We start from the raw sequence: 18,450 nt of genomic DNA, 5'->3' as shown, positions 1-18,450 counted from the left end.
CATGCGAACGATCAAATCCCTGGCGATACTCTGTGTCGTTTTCGGCGTCGTCTTGCTCGCGGGGCCGACCTTCGGATTCGTTTCGATCTCCGCGGACCGCGGCGTTTCGGTCGGGACCGCCGACGACGAGGAGGCGTACCTCGGCATCGAGGCGGTCGACACCGTCGTCAGCGATCAGAACGACGCCGAAACGGTCCTCGTGATGACGAACAACGCCGACGAGGAGCTGTCGATCGACGCCGACGTGACGATTCAAGGGTCTGGACTCGAGGAGGCGAGCGGCTTCGACGACACGCTCTCGCCGGGCGAGGAGACGACCTACGCGGTGACCTGCGAACCCGGGACGGGTGCCGGAGAGACGGACCTCGAGGTCGCGGTCGACTCCGCCAGCGGGAACGGGATCTCGATCGAGGACCTAGAGCGGTCGTTCGCGATCGATCGAGAGTGTCCCGGAGAATCAGATCCAGGACCGCCAGGTGGAGCGAACCCGGGAGCCGGTTTCGACTCGATCTTCGTCGACGACGTCTCCGGGTTCGTGAGTCCGGGCGAGGAACGCCAGCAAGTCGGCTTCACGCTCGCCGAGAACCGACAGCCCGACGAGCAGATCGAGATTTATCTCGGCGACGCCCAGGGTGACGGCGTCGATTACGAGGAGACGTTCTGGGACCAGAATAACCTCGAGATCGTCGAGGGGAGCGGCGAGGTGTGGGGGTCCGGTGGCGAATCAATCGTCTACCAGGTTGACTCGGACGACGACCACGGCGACGAGATCGTCCTCGAGGTCGGAGGGTACGCAACCGACGGCAGCGGCGGCCCCTACGAAGCGTCGTTCACGCGGTCGCAAACCGGGGACGTCGGGACGGCTCAGTTCGGAATCGATGGCGAGGGCGCCGGAGACGAACCGTTCCTCGACGTCGAAGCCGGCGACGTTCGCCCAGGTGACGACCGTCAGACGTTTAGCTTCACACCCAGCGATGGGCTCGCTCCGTGGGAGGACGAGGTCCGCATCGATCTGGGTGATGTGGACGGCCTCGAGTACGGCGAAGACGTCGTCATTGAGGAGGGGCCGGGGGAAGACCGCGACGTCTGGCGAAACAATGGCGAACTCGTCTACCAGGTCAACGACAGGGGGACCGGCGGCGAGGAAATCGTCGTCTCGGTCGGCGTCGAGGCAACGGATCCCGGCCCCGGCGAGGTGGCGTTCACACGAACCGACACGAGCGAGACGGCGACGGACTCCTTCGAGGCCGAGTGAACGCGCTGGCTCGCTCCACAATGCGAACCCCTTTTCACCACCGACGACAGAACTCGAGCCATGTCGACCGAATCGATTAGCGACCGACGCGAGCATATCCGCTCGGTCAGCGTGACGGCGTTGTCAGCGCTGCTCGGCGTCGGTGCGGCGTTCGCCTCGCTGGCGATGGCGGGTGACGTGTCGTCCGTCGAGGCGGCCAGCGCCGCCGCGACCGACACGCGGGGACTGTTGCTCGTTCTGGGGGCAATCCTCGTCCAGTTCGTCCTCTACGACTTCACGGACATCTACGGCGACGACGAGTTCGGCGTGAAACACTACCTGTTCATCACGTTCATGACGTTCTCGTTCTGGTTCGTGGTTCTGGGGATCCTCCTCACGACGGAGGCAATGGGTTGAGATGGCCGACGACAGCATCGCCGTCGTAGACTTAGATCGGTGCCAGCCCGACCGGTGTAGCTACGAGTGCAAGAACTACTGCCCGCCGAACCGCACGGGCAAGGAGTGTATCACCCTCCGAGGCGAGGAGGCCGACCAGGGCCAGCCCGACCAGATCCACATCTCCGAGGAGATCTGTCTGGGGGAAACCTGTGGCATCTGCGTCGAGAAGTGTCCGTTTGACGCCATCGAGATTATCAACCTGCCCCAGGAGCTCCAGGACGACCCCGTCCACCGCTACGGCGAGAACGCCTTCTCGCTGTACGGTCTGCCGGCGCCTCAGGAGGGGAAGGTAACCGGAATTCTGGGTCCGAACGGGATCGGGAAGACCACCGCCGTCCGCATTCTGGAGGGCGAACTCGAGCCAAACCTCGGCCGCGAGGGCGAGGTCGGCTGGGACGACGTCCTCGAGGCCTACCGCGGGACCGAACTGCAGGACTACATCGCCGACGTCCGCGACGGCGAGGTCACCGTCGCCCGCAAACCCCAGTACGTCGACCAGATTCCCGAGAGCTTCGACGGCAACACCCGCGAACTGCTCGAGCGAACGGACGAACGCGGGGCGCTCGACTCGCTGGTCGAACGCCTCGAGATCGGGCCCGTGATGGACCAGGCGATCGAGGACCTCTCGGGCGGGGAGCTCCAGCGGGTTGCGATCGCGGCGACGCTCGCACGGGATACGGACTTCTACTTCCTCGACGAGGTGACGCCCTACCTCGACATCGGCCAGCGCGTCACCGCGGCGCGGCTGATCCGCGAACTCGCCGAGGAGGAGAACCGATCGATGCTGGTCGTCGAGCACGACCTCGCGATCCTGGACCTGCTCGCCGACACCCTCCACGTCGCCTACGGTGAGCCCGGTGCCTACGGTGTCATCACCTCGCCGAAGTCGGTGCGCAACGGGATCAACGAGTACCTCTCCGGGTATCTCGACAACGAGAACATGCGGATCCGACAGGACCCCATCGAGTTCGAGGAACACGCCCCCCGGATCGCGTCCCACGGCGACGTGCTGGTCGACTACCCCGACCTCACCAAAAGCTACGGCGACGGCGAGTTCTCCCTCGAGATCGAGGGCGGGGAGATTCACCGCAACGAGGTGCTCGGCATCGTCGGCCCCAACGGGATCGGGAAGTCGACGTTCGCGAAGCTGCTAACGGGGAACCTCGAGCCGACCGCGGGCGACGCCGACCTCGATCTCGATATTTCGTACAAGCCGCAGTACGTCACCATCGACCAGCACATGCGGGTCGACGCCTTCCTCTCCTCCATTACGGATCAGTTCGGCTCCTCGTACTGGAACACCGAGATCGCTCAGCCGCTGCAGTTAGAGCGCATCATGGAGCAGAACCTCTCGGATCTCTCGGGCGGTGAGCGCCAGCGGGTCGCCATCGCGGCCTGTCTCTCCGATTCGGCGGATCTGTACCTGCTCGACGAGCCATCGGCCCACCTCGACGTCGAACAGCGGGTCCAAGCTACCAGCGCGATCCGGCGCTACGCCGAACAGCAGGACGCCACCGTGATGGTCATCGATCACGACATCTACACGATCGACCTGCTGGCCGACCGGCTGATGGTCTTCGAGGGCGAGCCCGCAGTCGAGGGCCACGCCAGCGAGCCTCAGCCGATGCGGGAGGGAATGAACGAGTTCCTCTCGAACCTCGAGATCACGTTCCGGCGGGACGAGCGCACCTCGCGTCCGCGGATCAACAAGCCGGAGTCACAGCTCGATCGCGAGCAAAAGCGGGAAGGCGAGTACTACTACTCGCCGTAAGTCGACTCGAGAACTTACTCGTTGTTCGACTTCGAGAGCACGTCGCCGAACTGTTCGTCCTTGCGCGCTCGCAGTTCGTCGAGGCGCGACTGGGCGGAGAGGCGACTCTCGCCGACCGTCGCGCCGACGAGGGCGCCGACCGCCGCACCGGAGCTCGCGGCGTTTTTGTTGAACAGACCGCCGAGGCCGGCGCCGACGGCGGCGCCGATGGCTGCGTACCGTGCACGACTGAGCGCGAGTTCGAGTTGCTGTTTTACCATACGGATACATCTACACGGAACGGAAATAAACGTGTTCCCGGAGAATCGCAACCACGAACACGTACGGCGCCCTGAACGGCCGTTCAGCGCTTTTCACCACCGGGCCGAGAATCGCCAGACTCGACGACGGTTCCGGACCGGTGGATCGAAAACTACTGAGAGGGGCCGCTCGAGAACGAGGGCGCTTCCCGAGGACGCGGACTCGAGTCGTCAGTGCACGTGTCGCTGGCAGCTTCCGCAGAGGTTCTCCTCCTTGATGTCGACCTCGCGGACGGTCGGCGAGAAGTTCATCACGCAGCGGTTGTTGTCGCAGTGCTCGAGTCCGTAGGTGTGGCCGATCTCGTGGACGATCTCCTTGCGGACGCGGTTCTCGAAGATCTCGCTCGCGCTCTTGTTCGAGAAGCCGCCGTCGCTCGAGGTCTGCAGGCGGTACGTGGAGACGACGCTGCCGCTGCCGTCGAGGTAGGCGAGGCCGAAGACGTAGTTGCGACGCCGGTAGAACAGGTCGTGGGGGGTGATGGCGATGTTCTTCTCGCCGCGACCGACCCGCTCGGCGAGCTGAATGAACGTCTCCGCGCAGTACTGGTTCCGGCCGGAGTCGTACGCGCCGGTCGGAACCGACTGCGAGTCGTTGACCGTGACGTCGCAGTCGTAGACCGATCGCAACGCGGAGGAGGCGGCCCGCTTGACCTCCGCGGAGACGCTGCCGACCGGCACGATATCGACGAGCATGACAACTGCTATGATCGCGGGTAGCATAAACGTCCCGCCATGGCCGATTCCCGCAGAAAACCCGGGAGGCTCGAGACGCACCTCGCCGCCTACGACCGGGTCGTCGAGGTCGGAATCGGGCGCCGAACCGAGCTGGCGGCGACCCTCGCCGAGACGGGCGTCTCCGTGACGGCGACGGACATCACTCCGCGAGCGGTCCCTGTCGCCGTCGAGTTCGTCACCGACGACGTCGTCGACCCCGACCTCGAGGTCTACGAGGGTGCCGACGTGATCTACGCCCGGAACCTGCCCCCGGAGCTCCACCGGCCGACGCTCGAGGTCGCCGAGCATGTCGGCGCCGATTTCCTGTTTACGACGCTGGGGGGCGACCAGCCGGCGGTACCGGTCGAACGACGGACGGTTCGCGAGGGGACGCTGTACGTCGCCCGCAGTGACGGCGCGCCCCGTTAGAACGCGAAGGAGTTACACGGGTTCGCGAGAGTAGCGGGAACGATGGCCGTCGAATCGCTGCCACCCGCCACTACCGTCCTCGCCGTCCTCGGGCTCCTCGTCTCGCTCGCGGTCGTCCTGCGAGGGCTGGGATTCCTCCTACGGATCGCGATCTCCCTGTTCGTCCTTCCTGGTGTCGTCGTCCACGAGTTCGCCCACGCGAGCGCCTGTCGGCTCGTCGGCGTCAGGGTGATCGAGGCCGTCTACTTCCGGTTCGGGAACCCACCGGGGTACGTCCGCCACGCCACGCCCGACCGGTACCGCCAGTCGGTGGTCATCAGCGTCGCCCCGTTCCTGCTGAACACGCTCGTCGCGGTCGCCGCGTTCGTCGGCGCTACCCTTGCTGTCTCCGCGGCCGGAGGCGTTCTGACGGCCCCCCTCGAGTACGCGGTCGTCGCCGGCGTCCTCGGCTGGATCGGGCTCTCGGTCGGGATGGCCGCCTTCCCGAGCACGACCGACGCCCGAACCCTGTGGACTCGCTCCCGGCGAGAGTGGCGCCGATCCCCGGTCGTGTTACTCGGTCTCCCGGTCGTCGCGCTGATCTACGTCGTCAACGTCCTCTCCTGGCTGTGGGCCCACGTCCTCTACGCCGTCGGCCTGTTCGTCCTCGCGCTCGCGGCCGTCGACGCGCTCGCGATCTGAACCGTCCGGCTTTATTTCCGGGGGCGCGTTCGTCCCCGTATGAACGCAGACGCAGTCGTCCTCGACATCGACGGCGTGCTCGTCGACGTCGCCGACTCCTACCGCCGGGCGATCCTCGAGTCCGTCGAGCACGTCCACGATCGCACGATCCGCAAGGAAGACATCCAGGCGTTCAAGAACGCCGGCGGGTTCAACAACGACTGGGAGCTGACCTACGCCGCGGCGCTGTACGTGCTCGCGACCGGGGAGGGGTACCGCGCCTCGATCGAGGAGTTCACCGACGGGATCGCCGAGCGCGGCGGCGGGCTCGAGGCCGCCGAAACTGTCGTCCGCGAGGCGATCGGCGCTCGTGCGACCCAGCGCGTGACCGATCGGTGGGACCGCGAGGGGCTCCGGGACGTTTTCCAGCAGCTGTACCTCGGCAGCGAGCTCTACCGGGGTCTCGAGGGCGGCGAGCCCGACCTCGAGACGCGGGGGTTCATCCACGACGAGCCCGTCGTCCTCGAGCCCGAGACCCGGGATCGGCTCCTCGCCGAGTACGACGTCGGCGTTCTGACCGGGCGTCCCGCCGCGGAGGCCGAGATCGCCCTCGAGCGGGTCGGCCTCGAGGAGGCGATCCCCCTCGAGCACCGCTTTACGATGGACGACTGGGAGGAGGGGAAACCTCACCCCCGGGCGCTGACCGTCCTCGCCGAGCGCTTCGGCGCCGACGACGTCGTCTTCGTCGGCGACACCTTAGACGACGTGCGGACGGCAACCAACGCGAGCGAGGCCGATCCCGACCGAACCTACCGCGGGGTCGGCGTGCTGACGGGCGGGCTCACCGGCGAGGAGGGCCGTCGGGCCTACGAGCGCGAGGACGCCGCGGCCGTCCTCGAGTCGGTTAACGAGCTACCAGACCTGCTCGAGTAGATCGACGCGGTCGAGCAGCGTCGATCGGCCAAAACTGAAGCGGCCGAAACCGTGCGGCCTGCAGCTCCCCCCATCCGTTTTTTCCGCGCGTTCGGTGTACTACCGTCAGATTCCGATGTCCGATTTCGCAAGCGGCGACCTCCCCGGCGAGGCGACCTCAGTCTGGCTCGCGAGCACCCGCGAGGACGATCCCGATCCCGACCCGCTCGAGGGCGATCGCAGCGTCGACGTCGCCGTCGTCGGCGCCGGGATCGCCGGACTCTCGACGGCGATCGAGCTACGCGAGCGGGACCTGACCGTCGCCGTCCTCGAGCGGGATCGCGTCGCGACGGGGATCACGGGGAAGACGACCGCGAAGCTGACCAGTCAGCACGGGGCGATCTACGACCACCTTCGCCGGGAGTTCGGTCCAGCGCAGGCGAGTCGGTACGCCACCGTCCAGGAGGAGGCGATCGATCGCGTCGAGCGTCGGATCGAGGAGCTGGGAATCGACTGCGGGTTCGAACGCCACCCCTCCTACCTCTACAGCAACGAGCCTGACGAGATCGAACGCGAGGTCGACGCCGCCCGCGCGGCGGGGCTCGAGGCGAGCTACGTGACCTCCGTCCCGCCGTTCGAGCGCGCCCAGGCCGCGGTCCGGTTCGACGACCAGGCCTGGTTCCACCCCCGGAAGTACCTGCTCGCGGTCGCCGACGAACTCCGCGAGGACGGGGGTGCCCACCTCCACGAGGAGACCAGCGTGACCGATCTCGAGGATGGGACGCCCTGCTTCGTCCGAACCGAGCGGGGAACCGTCCGGGCCAAACACGTCGTCCTCGCGACGGGGTTCCCGATCCGCGATCGGGCGGGCTACTTCGCCCGGATGCACCCGAAGCGGTCCTACGTCCTCGGGATCCGCCTCGACGGCGAGCCTCCGGAAGGAATGTACTACCGCAGCGGCGACCCCTACCGCTCCGTTCGAACCTACCGCGACGACGGGGAGGAGCTGTTGCTGGTCGGCGGCGAGAACCACAAGACCGGACAGGGTGGCTCGACCGCCGACCGCTACCGCCGGCTCGAGTCGTGGGCCCGCGAGCGGTTCCCCGTCGACGAGGTCGCCTACCGGTGGTCGACCCAGGACTACAAGCCCGCCGACAAGGTGCCCTTCATCGGTCGTGCCGGCGCCGGAACCGAGAACGTCTCCGTCGCGACCGGATTTCGGGGCTGGGGGATGACCAACGGCACCGCCGCGGGCCGGCTGCTGGCGGCCGATATCGACGGCGAACCGGTTCCCGAGCTGGATCTGTTCGACCCGCTCCGACTGACGCCGAAGGCCTCGCTGGGCAAGACCCTCACCGAGAACGCCGACACGGCGAGCGAGTTCGTCACCGACTGGTTCCAAACGCTCGTGACGCCGGACCTCACCTCCCTCGAGCCCGGCGAGGCCAAGATCGTTCGCAAGGGCGGGAAGCCGATCGCCTGCGCCAGAGACGAGGACGGGGAGCTCCACGCCGTCTCGGCGGTCTGTACCCACATGTACTGTCTCGTCGAGTGGAACGACGCCGAGGAGAGCTGGGACTGTCCCTGCCACGGCTCGCGGTTCGATCCCGACGGCGAGGTCCTCGAGGGGCCGGCGAACGAGGACCTGCCCGCTCGAGAGGGGTGAGCTACCGGGCGGATTTCGTTCCCATCCCTGCTCCCGCCCTCGCCTCGAGTCCCGGGTAGTCCGCGACGATCCCGTCGACGCCCGCCGCGGCGAGTTCGTCGAACTGAAGCCAGCTATCGACGGTCCAGACGTTGACCGCGCGGCCCTCCTCGTGGGCCGCCTCGACGACGTCGAGTGCGGGCTCGCTCGTCGGGAGCCCGTAGTAGGGTTCGCTCGCGAGCGCGGTCCCCGCGATCGCGTTCCGCGGCGGGTGGATCGCCTCGCAGTCGTACCGGCGCGCGATCTCGAGGCCGGCCTCGAGGTCGTCCCAGACGAGCGGCGCAGCCGCGTAGTCGGCAGTAGCTCGAAGGGCGGCGAGCGCCCCCTCGCAGAACGACGAGAAGAGGAGTTCGCCGTCGAACGCCTCGCAGTCCTCGAGGACGCGCTCGACGAACGGCCGCCACAGCTCCCGGCGCTTCTCCAAGGCGTCCGCCGGCAGTGACTCGCCGACGCGCAGGTCGGCCGCCCCCGGAGACTTCAGCTCGACGTTGATTCCGACCGTCTCCGGGACGGCCTCGAACAGCGCCGACAGCGTCGGGATCGACTCGTCGGTTCCAAGCACCGACAGCGACTCGAGCGTCTCGAGGGGCGTCTCCCAGAGAATCCCCGAGGCGTCGGTGACGGGGCGCCCGTCCCGCGTTCCCTCGAGGCGCTCGTCGTGGAAGACGACCGGGGTGCCGCAGGCGGCGGGCTGGACGTCGATCTCGAGCATCGCGGTTCCCTCGTGTCCCGCCGCATCGACGGCGGCGGCGATCGTGTTCTCGGGAGCGACGCCGGCGTAACCGCGGTGGGCGATGACGGCAGGAGTATGCATACCGACGACCACGGCGGCGATCCCTATCAGTAGTTGGCAGTGCGGTTCGGTCGGGTCGCTGTGTGACTTGCGTTCAGTACAGCCGAAACTGATACCGCTGCGGTGCGGCTCGAGCACAGCACCCGCGAGCGACCATCGGGAGCGAGCGGCTTTTTAGCGTAGATTTTTGCGCGAGTGGTTCCGCGATTCGCGCGGAATCCCGACGCGGAAAAAGGTACGTGTGCGTAATTAGCGGATCCGCCTCCTCTACACCGATCCGCTGCGACGACAACGCTCCTGGCGTTCGCCTGCCGGGTTGCCTTTCAATACGCTACCGAGCGAACAGAGGGCGTATGACAGACACGACGCTGGACGACGTCGAGCGGAACCTGGGCCGCGTCGAGGACCTCGAGCAGGAGGAGGCGATCTCGGTGCTCCAGACGGCAAAGCAGGACCTCGAGGCGATGAGCACCGACGCCGATGTCGACGAGGAGCGCCGCCAGGCCCTCGAGGACCGCCTCAACCAGCGGATGCGGGAGATCGAGGAGCGGGACGCCTACGACGGCAACGTCGGCGAGGCGATGAACCCCGAGGATCACGACGCGCCCTGATACCGAGGTGTCAGCTGCCGGGCGAGCGCACTTGCCGCGGGCGACCCCACCGTCAGGTATGGCTCGCTACCCCCGCGGAGTGGCACACGTCGGCGTCACCGTTCCGGACATCGAGGCAGCGCTCGAGTGGTACGAGGACGTGCTCGGCTTCGAGACAATTATGGGTCCCGTCGAGGTCGACCACGGCGAGGACCACATCGGACGGCTCTGTGCGGACGTGCTCGGCGAGTTCGACACCGTCTCGATCGCCCACGTCGCGACGGGCAACCAGGTCGCGATCGAGTTCTTCGAGTTCGACGACACCGAGTCGGGCCCCGATCCGGAGCCGTCCGACGCCGGCTACTTCCACGTCTGCGTCATCGATCCTGAGATCGAGGAACTCGCCGCCGAGATCGAAGACAGCGGCGGCGAGCACCACACCGACGTCTGGGAGCTGTTCCCCGACCAGCCCTACCGGATGACCTACTGCAAGGACCCGTGGGGCAACATCGTCGAGATCTACACTCACAGCCACGAACGCATCTACAGCAACCAGGGCGACTACTGATTACGAACTGGCGCCCGAGAACCCGGCGAGATCGGCCGACCCCCCACCGTTTTATTCGGCTGCCGTCCCCAGGGAGTCGTATGCGAATCGCACTACTGGGCGGCACCGGCGACATCGGCGAGGGGCTCGCGCTTCGGTTCGCGCGAGATACCGACCACGAGATCCTCATCGGCTCTCGCGATCCCGAGAAGGCCCGCGACGCGGTCGCGGAGTACGAGGACGTCCTCGAGGCGATCGGCGCCGAGTCGAACCTGAAGGGCTTTGTCAACGAGATGGCCGCGGATCGGGCCGACGTCGTCGTGCTCTCGGTCCCGCCGTACTACGTGGGTGATACGGTCGAGGCCGTCGCGGACGTCCTCGATGAGGACACCGTGGTGGTCACGCCCGCGGTCGGCATGCAGGGCGACGACGACGGGCTCCACTACCACCCCCCGAGCGCCGGCAGCGTCACCGAACTCGTCGCGAAGCGCGCGCCCGACGAGGTGCCGGTCGTCGGCGCGTTCCACAACCTCGCGGCGGGCGCGCTCACGGACCTCGAACTCGAGCTGGATCTTGATACGCTCGTCGTCGGCGACGATTCGGACGCGAAAGAACGGGTGATCGCGCTGGCCGAGGAGGTCGAGGGGCTTCGGGGGCTCGACGTCGGCCCGCTGGCCAACGCGGCCGAAGTGGAGAGCGTTACGCCGCTCGTGATCAACATCGCGCGGTACAACGACGACCTCCACGACGTCGGCGTGAAGTTCGACTAGCGGGCGCGCTCTGACTCGGATTCTGATGCCGGCGCGGATTCGGTCTCGAGTTCGGCTCGGGACCACGACGTTTCCAGCGAGCGCAGCGTCTCGAGAAAGCCGTCGGCGTCGACGGGTTTCGTGATCGCGTCGTCGATGGGGAGTTCGTCGAGCCCGAGCACCCGGTCCTGTGCGGGGTGGCCGGTGAGCACGACCAGGGGAATCTCCTCGATCGAGGGCGTTCCCTCGATCTCGGTCGCGACCTCGTCGCCGTTCAGCCGCGGCAGCTTGAAATCGAGCAGCACGAGATCGGGGCGGGGTGCATCGGCGAACTCTCCACGGCGGTGGAGAAAGTCGAGCGCGTCGCTCCCGTCGTCGACGACGTGGAACGTGTGGTCGATCGGCGTCGCTCGTAACGACTCCTTCGTCAGCCGCACGTCCCCAGGGTTGTCCTCGACGAGTAAGATCTCCAGCGTGGCTGGTAGTCCACCGGCGCCATCCGACATGTACGTAGCTGTGAACGCTGTCCCCATCCAGCCACGGCCTGTTATTTCAGGCATTGAAACCCCCTCGGCAATTAGACGACAGTTTACCGTCACCCACCCCGGTAGAGAAACAAAGCTCTACGGCCCACTATTGGCGGGAAAACGACGCAAGAAACGTCCGCTGATCGACGGACTACGCGCCGGCGTCCTCGAGGGCGTCCTCGAGGTCCTCGCGCTGGGTGACGCCGACGAACCGTTCGACGACGCCGTCGTCGTTCTCGATGATCAGGGTCGGCAGCGAACGTACCTGGTACTCGTTGGCGACGTCCTGCTGTTCGTCGACGTTTACCTTCTCGACATCGAAGCGCCCCTCCCAGTCGTCCTCGAGCTCCTCGAGGATCGGATCCTGGGTCTTACAGGGGCCACACCAGTCTGCGTAGAAGTCCTTGAGCGTGACGGACATGTGATCAGGGGTACTTGCCACGCGCCGCGCATAAGGGTTTCCCACTCGGGGGTTCACGCCGATGTCGAGGACGCCGCGGGCCGATTCCCGCCGTCGCACGATCCAATCGGCGAACGAATCCTCGAACAGCGTCTCCCGCCGACGGCGACGGAGGTCCACTCGGCGTCGGTAATGGGGGTCGCCATCGGCGTCGATCCAGACCGGGTCGCTCTCGAGGCCGTTCGCGGCGGCCCCGAGCGTCAGTTCGACGAGAAATTCGTGAACGCTACTGCCGTTCCCTCGAACCCGTTCGATCGTCGAAAGCTTTAGTTCAGCCCGACCCGATGGTGTACGTATGGACAGAGGACAGAACTCCGGCGGGCTGATGTCCAGTGCCGGACTCGTCCGGTACTTCGACGCAGAGGACTCGAACGCGATCCGTATCGACCCGAAGACGGTTATCGCTACGGGGATCATGCTGGGCGTGCTCGTCCAGTTGCTGATTTTCGTCTCCTGATCCTCACGCCCGTCGTTCTCGACGAGCGTCTCGGTAGCTGCAGCGCCGAAGCGCTCGCGGCGCGTCCGTGACGCGGCGTTTTTGCCCGTCCGCTCCGTACCCGACAGCCATGTCACTGACCGCCGGCGTCGTCGCCGTTCAGGGTAACGTCGACGCACACGCCGACGCGATCGAACGCGCCGCGCGAGCCCACGGACGGGAAGTTACCGTCCGCGAGATCCGCGAGTCCGGAATCGTCCCCGACTGCGACCTGCTCGCGATGCCCGGCGGGGAGTCGACGACGATCTCGCGGCTCGTCCACGGCGAGGGGATCGCCGGCGAAATCCGCGGCCATGTCGCGGCCGAGAAGCCCCTACTTGCGACCTGTGCGGGCCTGATCCTTGCCTCGAGCGACGCGAACGACGACCGCGTCGACGACCTCGGCCTGATCGACGCGTCGATCGAGCGCAACGCCTTCGGGCGACAGAGGGACAGCTTCGAGGCGCCCCTCGAGATCGACGGGCTCGCGGAGCCGTTTCCGGCGGTGTTCATCCGCGCGCCCGCCGTCGACGACGTCGGTGACGCCGACGTGCTCGCGCGCTGGGAGGGACGACCGGTCGCGGTGCGAGACGGCCCGGTCGTCGCGACCGCTTTCCACCCCGAGCTGACCCCCGACAGCCGCCTCCACGGGCTCGCGTTCTTCGAGAACGAGGAGTCGATCGGACCGGCGCTCGAGGGTCCCGCGTAGGACCGAATCGATCGGTACGATCGCTCGCCCGCACTCGGTCGTGCAAGCATGTGCGACCGAACACGTTTTTCCGCTGCCCCCCGTCGAACCGAACATGAACGCAGCGATCGACGCCGTCCGCGTCGCGGGAACACCCCAGGGTCCGGTTCCGGTGGTCGTTCTCGAACTCGAGGGCGAAGACGACGTCGTCCCGATATTCATCGGGTTCAACGAGGCCGTCAGCATCGATCGCGGCCTCGAGGCCGAGGACATCGGCCGGCCGCTGACTCACGACCTGTTGCTCGACGTCATGGAGGAACTCGGCAGCCGGATCGAGCGCGTCGTCGTCAGCGCGATCGAATCCGGGGCGAACAACCGGGGCGGCACCTACATCGCCGACCTCCACCTCCAGACCCCTCGTGGCGAGACGGTGATCGACGCGCGCCCGAGCGACTCGCTCGCGCTCGCCGCCCGGACGAACGCACCGATCGAGGTCACCGAGGACGTCTTCGAGGACGGCCGAGACGACAGGGAGAAGTTCGAGCACCTCGAATCGATCCGTGACGTCTCCGGTGAGTTCTGAATGGACGACACGCTCGAAGCCCTGTTCGCCGTCATCGAGGATCGCAAGGAAACGCTACCCGAGGACTCCTACACCGCGTCGCTGTTCACCCACGAGAAGGGGGAGAACGCGGTGCTCGAGAAACTCGGCGAGGAGAGCACCGAACTCGTGCTCGCGGCCAAAGACGACGACCGCGAGGAGATCGCCTACGAGGCCGCCGACATCGTCTACCACCTGCTTGTCCTCCTGTCGATGAAGGACATGGACCTCGAGGAGCTCGAGGCCGAACTCGAGGCGCGGCGCTAGGTGAGCGCCCGACGGCGCGGACGCTTGCAGCCGCCCGGCCCAGATTGATTGTCCCGGTCGGTGTGAGAGAGTCTGCATGGCAGTCGAACAGATCGAACACGCCGACGACCACATGCAGGAGTGTATCGACAACTGTCTCGAGGCCGCGCAGGTCTGCGAGTGGTGTGCCGACGCCTGCGTCGACGAGGGCGAGGAGATGGCCCGCTGCATCCGGCTCTGCCGGGACGTGGCCGACATCGCCTCGCTGCACGCCCGATTCATGGCCCGCAACTCGAGTTACCACGCGGAACTGGGCGAGCTCTGTGCGGACCTCTGCGAGGAGTGCGCCGAGGAGTGCGAGGGCCACGACCACGACCACTGTCAGGCCTGCGCCGAGATCCTCCCGAACTGCGTCGAGAGCTGCCGCGAGATGGCCTCCAGTTGACGCGAACGTCCGCGGAAGCGACGCGCCCAGGCAGCTTCCAGTCGAGATCCCCCATTTCTCGTTTTCAACAGATCTCGGCACCGCATTTTCGGATTTCCACGAGGTCCGGAACCGGTTTTCCCGCCCCGATCGCCTCCTGAACCCAGACGATCAGTTTCCGCACGGCGTCCGTTCCCGCGACGTTCTTCGCAACTCGTCGCTCGAGCGATCGGTCTACACGCGGCGCTCCGGAGCCCCCGGTTCGCTCGAGGAGCCGGAGTTGAAGAGGCCGCCGATCGCACCCGCGATCGCGCTCTCGAGGGCCATAATAAACGACAGCGCCAGCGCGACGAGGAAAATCCCGAACCCGGCGAGGCCGCTCATGGCGCCGCCGATCGGCCCGCCGGCCCAGCCGGCGACGCCGACGACGAGCGCGACGAGCACGCCGGCGACGATCCCGCCGAGGGCGCCGGCGAGCAGCCCGTGCCAGAACCCGCGCCCGAGCCCGCCGCCGGCGAGGTAGCCGGCGACGAACCCGCCGATCAGTCCCGCCGCGAGCTGGCCGACGCCCGGCAGCGTGAGCCCGACGATCCCGAAGATGGTGATGACGAGAAAGCCAATGACGACGGAACGCCAGTCTGTCATAGGTGAAGGTAGGCTCGAGCGGACATAAGACTCGGCGTGGATACTGCGGGTCGGGACCCGGACGGCCGTCGGAACGGCCCCCGCGACGGCCGCGGGATAACGAACGACCTTTTACGACCGCGGGTTCTAGCTGGAGGCATGATTTTCGAAGACCTTCCGACCACGCCCACGTCGGAAGAGCTGATCGACAAGGCGTTCTCGCGGGCGGCGCGGGCCGGCAAGGCCAAGGGCGGCCTCGAGGCCCAGCAGTCGATGCTCCAGACCGCGGCGAACATCATCTCCGACAACCTGGAGAACGTCGTCACGGCCTGGCCGGACTTCGCCTACGAGGACGACGTCGACCCGTTCTACTACGAGATCGCGGACGCGATCGTCGACGTGGACCGTCTTCGGCAGAGCCTCTCGGAAACGATGTGGGCCAGCCGCAAGGCCCGCGAGATCCACCAGGAGTACCAGCCGAAGCTGCGCAAGACCGACATCGACACCGCGCGCAAACACCGCAAGCAGGCGTTCGCCCGGCTCGCGGACATCGTCGAACAGATCGACGACGAGCTGCTGTACATCAACGAGTCGCGCAACGACCTGCGGGACCTCCCCGAGATCAACCCCGACGAGCCGACGATCGTCGTCGCGGGCTACCCGAACGTCGGGAAGTCGTCGTTCGTCAACGACGTCACGAACGCCCGCGGCGAGACCGCCTCCTACCCCTTCACGACGAAGGGGATCGGGCTGGGTCACTTCGAGCGAGACCACATCCGCTACCAGATCGTCGACACCCCCGGCCTGCTCGACCGCCCGCCACAGGATCGAAACGAGATCGAATCGCAGGCGGTGAGCGCGATCGAACACCTCGCCGACTGTATGCTCGTCGTCCTCGACCCCAGCGGCGAGTGCGGGTATCCGATCGAGTCCCAGCTCGAGCTTCGGGACGCCATCGCCGCGCAGTTCGAGGACGTTCCCGTGTTCACGGTCGCGAACAAGGTCGACCGCGCCGACCGCTGGACGGCCGACGTCGACGCCGACTACGAGATGAGCGTCGAGACCGGCGAGAACGTCGAGACCGTCCTCGACGCGGCCGTCGAGGCGATCGGCTACGAACCGGAACTGCCGTTCGAGGAGTGAGGGTCACGGGACGATGAAGGGACCAGGAATCCTCTGGATGTTACAGACCGCGGCCGGCTTCTCGCTTGCCGGGCCGCTGTTCTTCCTCGCGGCGAACTACCTCTTCGCGGGGCGTTACGCCTGGGGCGTGAGCTTCCTGTTTTTCGGGCTGCTCGTGCTCTACTTCCCGACGTACCTCGTCAACCGCATCGGCGGGCCGCGAGCGTGGGTCCGACGTCGGCTCGGACGAGGTGGCGACGACGGAACCGAGGACGAGGACGGGACCGCGACAGACGACGGATCGGACGCCGACCGATCGTCCGGCGTCGATCCCCGATCGACGCTCGAGCGGCTCCGGAGCCGTTGAGAGCGGAAAACTGACCGAGAGGCGAACGTCCGATAGCGGGGTGGGCAGCGCTCACTCCTCGACGATACTGACGTACCGGATCTCGATATCGATGTCGCCGTCGGCGTGTTGCTCGACCCGTTGATTGAGTTCCGGCGCCAGTCCGGGCGCGGTCTCGCCGGGCGGCCCCCCGATCGTGACGATCACGCGTTCGGGACTCTGGATCGGGTAGTCCTCGTCCATGATCACCTCGATCTCGAGCAGGCGGTACTGCTCTAACTCCTCCTCGTCGAGCGCGAGCGTGATCTCCTCGCGGGCGTTCTCCTCGAAGTTTCCGGCCTGGTACGAGGAGTAGGTGATCGCCCCGAGAAACACCGAGAAGACGAGTACGATCACGACGAGTCCGACGACCCGTTTTCGCACCCGCTGTTCGGTCTCCCCGAGCGCGAACAGGTTCTCGGGACGGTAGCCGAGATACCATAGCGTCAACAGCCCAGCGAGGTTCACCGAGAGAACGTTGACGAACACCAGCGCCGTCGACCCGATCGCCGCCGAGGGCTGGCCCCAGGCGATCGCGATTCCCGCGGCCGCGGCGGGCGGGATCAGCGCCGCGGCGATCATGACGCCGACGAGCGCGACGGAGATCCCCGTCGCGATGCTGACGATCCCGGCGACGCCGGCTCCGAGGGCGACCGCCAGCGAGAGCAGGTCGGGCGCGAGACGTTCGGAGATCTCGTCGACCTCCGCGAGTTCGAGCCCGGGTGGGACGATATTCGTGACCTGTACCGACCAGGCGAAGACGGCCGCCGCACCGATCGCGAAGACGACCCCGATGATCTGGTAGGTCAGGCTCTCGACGAACAGCTCCTCGTCGTCGATCACCGAGCCGACACTGGCACCGAGAGCCGGGCCGATCAGCGGCGCGATCACCATCGAGCCGACGACGACCGCCGGCGAGTCCAGCAGCAGTCCGGCCGTTGCGACGATCGCACTGATGATCGTCATCGTCGAGTAGACGCCGAACGTCGGCGTCAGCGACTCCGCCTCGGTCTGGAGCTCCTGTCTCGAGATCCGATCCGACTCGACGTTTCCCTCCTCGTACTCCTCGCGCAACGCCTCGAACCGTCGAGAGACGACCGTCTCCGCGTCGACCACGACCGTGTAGGCGTCCTCCCCGACCCCCGCCTCCTGGAGTTCGTCGAGCACCGGTTCGACCGCCGGCGCCGGCAGCGGAAAGTAGACGACCGCCGTGTAGTCCCGGTCGCTCTCCTCGTCGGTGACGACGTAATCGATCCCTCGATCGTCGAGCGTCTCGAGGATCGTCTGTCGCTTTCCCGTCGGAACCGTCAGCTGTACGAGCCGCACAGCAGGTAGGTAGACCCCAGGGGTCATAACTCCGGACGCTTTCGGTATGCTGTCGGTCGGTTTCGCCGCCGCGACGATTTCCGAGCCGCGCGGCTCGGAGACCGGTGGTCGGCACTCGTCGGTTCGTGAACTATACCCGTCTCGCGTTCCTCCCGGACGCTATGGCACACCGCGTCACCGTCTCGCTCGACGACGAGACGAAGGCGGCCCTCGAGACGCTCGCCGGCGAGACCGGGAGGGGACAGAGCGAGGTCGTCCGGCGCGCGCTATCGTTTTACGCCGCCAACTTCGAGGCCGCGAGCGGGCGACCGAGCGACAACTTAGAACAGTACTACCAGATGCTCTCCTCCGGCGAACACGTCCTGCTCGACGTCGACTTCCTGCACGCCTTCCTCGAGCACCTCTACGCGGGCGGCGATCCCGATCCGGCGTTCGTCGAGGCGGCCGACCGGGTCTCGGACTACCACGCGAGGGAGTACGAAGCGCGGTTCGAACGCGTCGGCGAACTCCTCGAGTGGCTCTCCTTCTGTGGCTTCCTCGAAGTGCGCGACGAGGCCAACGGCGTCTACCACGTCGTCTTTCCCTCGGAGGCGATCCAGTGGTTCATGACCCGCTTTATCGAGCGCAGCACCGCCTCGATGCCGATCGACCTCGAGATCGAACGCGGCGTCTCGAAGACGATCGTCACCGAGCGCTCGAGCCCCGAGTAG

The 18,450-nt window shown here is 66.7% G+C and carries 25 protein-coding genes; 18 read left to right on the top strand and 7 right to left on the bottom strand.

The genetic code is table 11. The annotated features are described in order from the left end of the window. Nucleotide 1: 1 nt before the first annotated feature. The 3 genes from ACFEMD_RS00295 to ACFEMD_RS00285 are packed head-to-tail and all read left to right on the top strand — an operon-like array spanning nucleotide 2 to nucleotide 3,464. Nucleotides 2–1,255 (top strand): hypothetical protein, encoded by a 1,254-nt coding sequence (locus ACFEMD_RS00295; protein ID WP_394738888.1) that lies wholly within the window; start codon nucleotides 2–4, stop codon nucleotides 1,253–1,255. Between the two features lie 60 nt (nucleotides 1,256–1,315). Continuing rightward, a complete protein-coding gene (locus ACFEMD_RS00290) occupies nucleotides 1,316–1,651 on the top strand; it encodes an EMC6-like membrane protein (RefSeq protein ID WP_394738887.1) in 336 nt (111 codons plus the stop codon). Nucleotide 1,652: 1 nt separating this feature from the next. Next, complete coding sequence (locus ACFEMD_RS00285; protein ID WP_394738886.1) at nucleotides 1,653–3,464, top strand: ribosome biogenesis/translation initiation ATPase RLI; 1,812 nt, start codon at nucleotides 1,653–1,655, stop codon at nucleotides 3,462–3,464. Nucleotides 3,465–3,478: 14 nt separating this feature from the next. Here the strand turns inward: ACFEMD_RS00285 and ACFEMD_RS00280 are convergent, their stop codons facing one another. Continuing rightward, on the bottom strand, nucleotides 3,479–3,724 hold the full coding sequence (locus ACFEMD_RS00280) for a YMGG-like glycine zipper-containing protein (protein WP_005553316.1): 246 nt from the start codon (nucleotides 3,722–3,724) through the stop codon (nucleotides 3,479–3,481). 210 nt (nucleotides 3,725–3,934) lie between these two features. Beyond that, complete coding sequence (locus ACFEMD_RS00275; protein ID WP_015321632.1) at nucleotides 3,935–4,456, bottom strand: archaemetzincin family Zn-dependent metalloprotease; 522 nt, start codon at nucleotides 4,454–4,456, stop codon at nucleotides 3,935–3,937. Nucleotides 4,457–4,495: 39 nt separating this feature from the next. On the opposite strand from ACFEMD_RS00275, the gene ACFEMD_RS00270 reads away from it, so the two are divergent. From ACFEMD_RS00270 to ACFEMD_RS00255, 4 genes are all read left to right on the top strand, one after another. Continuing rightward, on the top strand, nucleotides 4,496–4,906 hold the full coding sequence (locus ACFEMD_RS00270; RefSeq protein ID WP_394738885.1) for a UPF0146 family protein: 411 nt from the start codon (nucleotides 4,496–4,498) through the stop codon (nucleotides 4,904–4,906). Between the two features lie 42 nt (nucleotides 4,907–4,948). Beyond that, nucleotides 4,949–5,587, top strand: a complete 639-nt coding sequence (locus ACFEMD_RS00265) for a DUF3267 domain-containing protein (RefSeq protein ID WP_394738884.1) — start codon at nucleotides 4,949–4,951, stop codon at nucleotides 5,585–5,587. A gap of 39 nt (nucleotides 5,588–5,626) precedes the next feature. Then, the gene (locus tag ACFEMD_RS00260; protein ID WP_394738883.1) at nucleotides 5,627–6,499 is read left to right on the top strand and encodes a TIGR01548 family HAD-type hydrolase; all 873 of its coding nucleotides are present in this window, start codon (nucleotides 5,627–5,629) and stop codon (nucleotides 6,497–6,499) included. A 115-nt stretch (nucleotides 6,500–6,614) separates the two neighbouring features. Next, complete coding sequence (locus ACFEMD_RS00255) at nucleotides 6,615–8,144, top strand: FAD-dependent oxidoreductase (protein ID WP_394738882.1); 1,530 nt, start codon at nucleotides 6,615–6,617, stop codon at nucleotides 8,142–8,144. A 1-nt stretch (nucleotide 8,145) separates the two neighbouring features. On the opposite strand, the gene ACFEMD_RS00250 is transcribed toward ACFEMD_RS00255, so the two are convergent. Then, nucleotides 8,146–8,997: a glycerophosphodiester phosphodiesterase gene (locus ACFEMD_RS00250; RefSeq protein WP_394738881.1), complete on the bottom strand. Its 852-nt coding sequence runs from the start codon at nucleotides 8,995–8,997 to the stop codon at nucleotides 8,146–8,148. A gap of 332 nt (nucleotides 8,998–9,329) precedes the next feature. Between ACFEMD_RS00250 and ACFEMD_RS00245 the strand changes: the two genes are divergently transcribed. From ACFEMD_RS00245 to npdG, 3 genes are all read left to right on the top strand, one after another. Further along, nucleotides 9,330–9,587: a hypothetical protein gene (locus ACFEMD_RS00245; protein WP_394738880.1), complete on the top strand. Its 258-nt coding sequence runs from the start codon at nucleotides 9,330–9,332 to the stop codon at nucleotides 9,585–9,587. Nucleotides 9,588–9,645: 58 nt separating this feature from the next. Further along, entirely contained in the window at nucleotides 9,646–10,134 is a 489-nt protein-coding gene (locus ACFEMD_RS00240; RefSeq protein ID WP_394738879.1) for a VOC family protein, read from the top strand. An 80-nt stretch (nucleotides 10,135–10,214) separates the two neighbouring features. Beyond that, the gene (gene npdG / locus ACFEMD_RS00235) at nucleotides 10,215–10,883 is read left to right on the top strand and encodes an NADPH-dependent F420 reductase (RefSeq protein WP_394738878.1); all 669 of its coding nucleotides are present in this window, start codon (nucleotides 10,215–10,217) and stop codon (nucleotides 10,881–10,883) included. On the opposite strand, the gene ACFEMD_RS00230 is transcribed toward npdG, so the two are convergent. Beyond that, nucleotides 10,880–11,368, bottom strand: a complete 489-nt coding sequence (locus tag ACFEMD_RS00230; protein ID WP_394739756.1) for a response regulator — start codon at nucleotides 11,366–11,368, stop codon at nucleotides 10,880–10,882. The genes npdG and ACFEMD_RS00230 overlap by 4 nt on opposite strands. A gap of 172 nt (nucleotides 11,369–11,540) precedes the next feature. Further along, nucleotides 11,541–11,810 carry a thioredoxin family protein gene (locus ACFEMD_RS00225; protein WP_278292869.1) on the bottom strand — a complete coding sequence of 90 codons (270 nt, stop codon included), beginning with the start codon at nucleotides 11,808–11,810 and terminating at the stop codon, nucleotides 11,541–11,543. A gap of 334 nt (nucleotides 11,811–12,144) precedes the next feature. On the opposite strand from ACFEMD_RS00225, the gene ACFEMD_RS00220 reads away from it, so the two are divergent. The 5 genes from ACFEMD_RS00220 to ACFEMD_RS00200 all read left to right on the top strand — a co-directional run bounded on the left by ACFEMD_RS00220 (nucleotide 12,145) and on the right by ACFEMD_RS00200 (nucleotide 14,304). After that, the gene (locus ACFEMD_RS00220) at nucleotides 12,145–12,306 is read left to right on the top strand and encodes a preprotein translocase subunit Sec61beta (RefSeq protein ID WP_005553336.1); all 162 of its coding nucleotides are present in this window, start codon (nucleotides 12,145–12,147) and stop codon (nucleotides 12,304–12,306) included. Nucleotides 12,307–12,415: 109 nt separating this feature from the next. Beyond that, nucleotides 12,416–13,033 (top strand): pyridoxal 5'-phosphate synthase glutaminase subunit PdxT, encoded by a 618-nt coding sequence (gene pdxT / locus ACFEMD_RS00215; protein ID WP_394738877.1) that lies wholly within the window; start codon nucleotides 12,416–12,418, stop codon nucleotides 13,031–13,033. Between the two features lie 94 nt (nucleotides 13,034–13,127). Next, the gene (locus ACFEMD_RS00210; RefSeq protein ID WP_394738876.1) at nucleotides 13,128–13,595 is read left to right on the top strand and encodes a bifunctional nuclease family protein; all 468 of its coding nucleotides are present in this window, start codon (nucleotides 13,128–13,130) and stop codon (nucleotides 13,593–13,595) included. Then, nucleotides 13,596–13,880, top strand: coding sequence for a phosphoribosyl-ATP diphosphatase (hisE, locus tag ACFEMD_RS00205; RefSeq protein ID WP_005553340.1), 285 nt, complete (start codon nucleotides 13,596–13,598; stop codon nucleotides 13,878–13,880). It abuts the gene before it with no gap. A gap of 76 nt (nucleotides 13,881–13,956) precedes the next feature. Next, a complete protein-coding gene (locus tag ACFEMD_RS00200) occupies nucleotides 13,957–14,304 on the top strand; it encodes a four-helix bundle copper-binding protein (RefSeq protein WP_394738875.1) in 348 nt (115 codons plus the stop codon). 213 nt (nucleotides 14,305–14,517) lie between these two features. On the opposite strand, the gene ACFEMD_RS00195 is transcribed toward ACFEMD_RS00200, so the two are convergent. Next, nucleotides 14,518–14,928 (bottom strand): DUF5518 domain-containing protein, encoded by a 411-nt coding sequence (locus ACFEMD_RS00195; RefSeq protein WP_394738874.1) that lies wholly within the window; start codon nucleotides 14,926–14,928, stop codon nucleotides 14,518–14,520. Between the two features lie 138 nt (nucleotides 14,929–15,066). Here ACFEMD_RS00195 and ACFEMD_RS00190 point away from each other — a divergent pair, with 138 nt between their 5' ends. Together ACFEMD_RS00190 and ACFEMD_RS00185 are read left to right on the top strand one after the other, a co-directional pair. Further along, a complete protein-coding gene (locus tag ACFEMD_RS00190; protein WP_394738873.1) occupies nucleotides 15,067–16,050 on the top strand; it encodes an NOG1 family protein in 984 nt (327 codons plus the stop codon). Between the two features lie 13 nt (nucleotides 16,051–16,063). Then, a complete protein-coding gene (locus ACFEMD_RS00185; RefSeq protein WP_394738872.1) occupies nucleotides 16,064–16,396 on the top strand; it encodes a hypothetical protein in 333 nt (110 codons plus the stop codon). 51 nt (nucleotides 16,397–16,447) lie between these two features. Here ACFEMD_RS00185 and ACFEMD_RS00180 read toward each other — a convergent pair whose 3' ends face one another. After that, the gene (locus ACFEMD_RS00180) at nucleotides 16,448–17,740 is read right to left on the bottom strand and encodes a TIGR00341 family protein (protein ID WP_394738871.1); all 1,293 of its coding nucleotides are present in this window, start codon (nucleotides 17,738–17,740) and stop codon (nucleotides 16,448–16,450) included. Nucleotides 17,741–17,901: 161 nt separating this feature from the next. On the opposite strand from ACFEMD_RS00180, the gene ACFEMD_RS00175 reads away from it, so the two are divergent. Further along, on the top strand, nucleotides 17,902–18,450 hold the full coding sequence (locus ACFEMD_RS00175) for a ribbon-helix-helix protein, CopG family (protein WP_394738870.1): 549 nt from the start codon (nucleotides 17,902–17,904) through the stop codon (nucleotides 18,448–18,450).

It is taken from the genome of Natronococcus roseus (assembly GCF_043677095.1).
Classification (GTDB): domain Archaea; phylum Halobacteriota; class Halobacteria; order Halobacteriales; family Natrialbaceae; genus Natronococcus; species Natronococcus roseus.
This window is presented reverse-complemented; position numbering and strand designations above follow the sequence as displayed.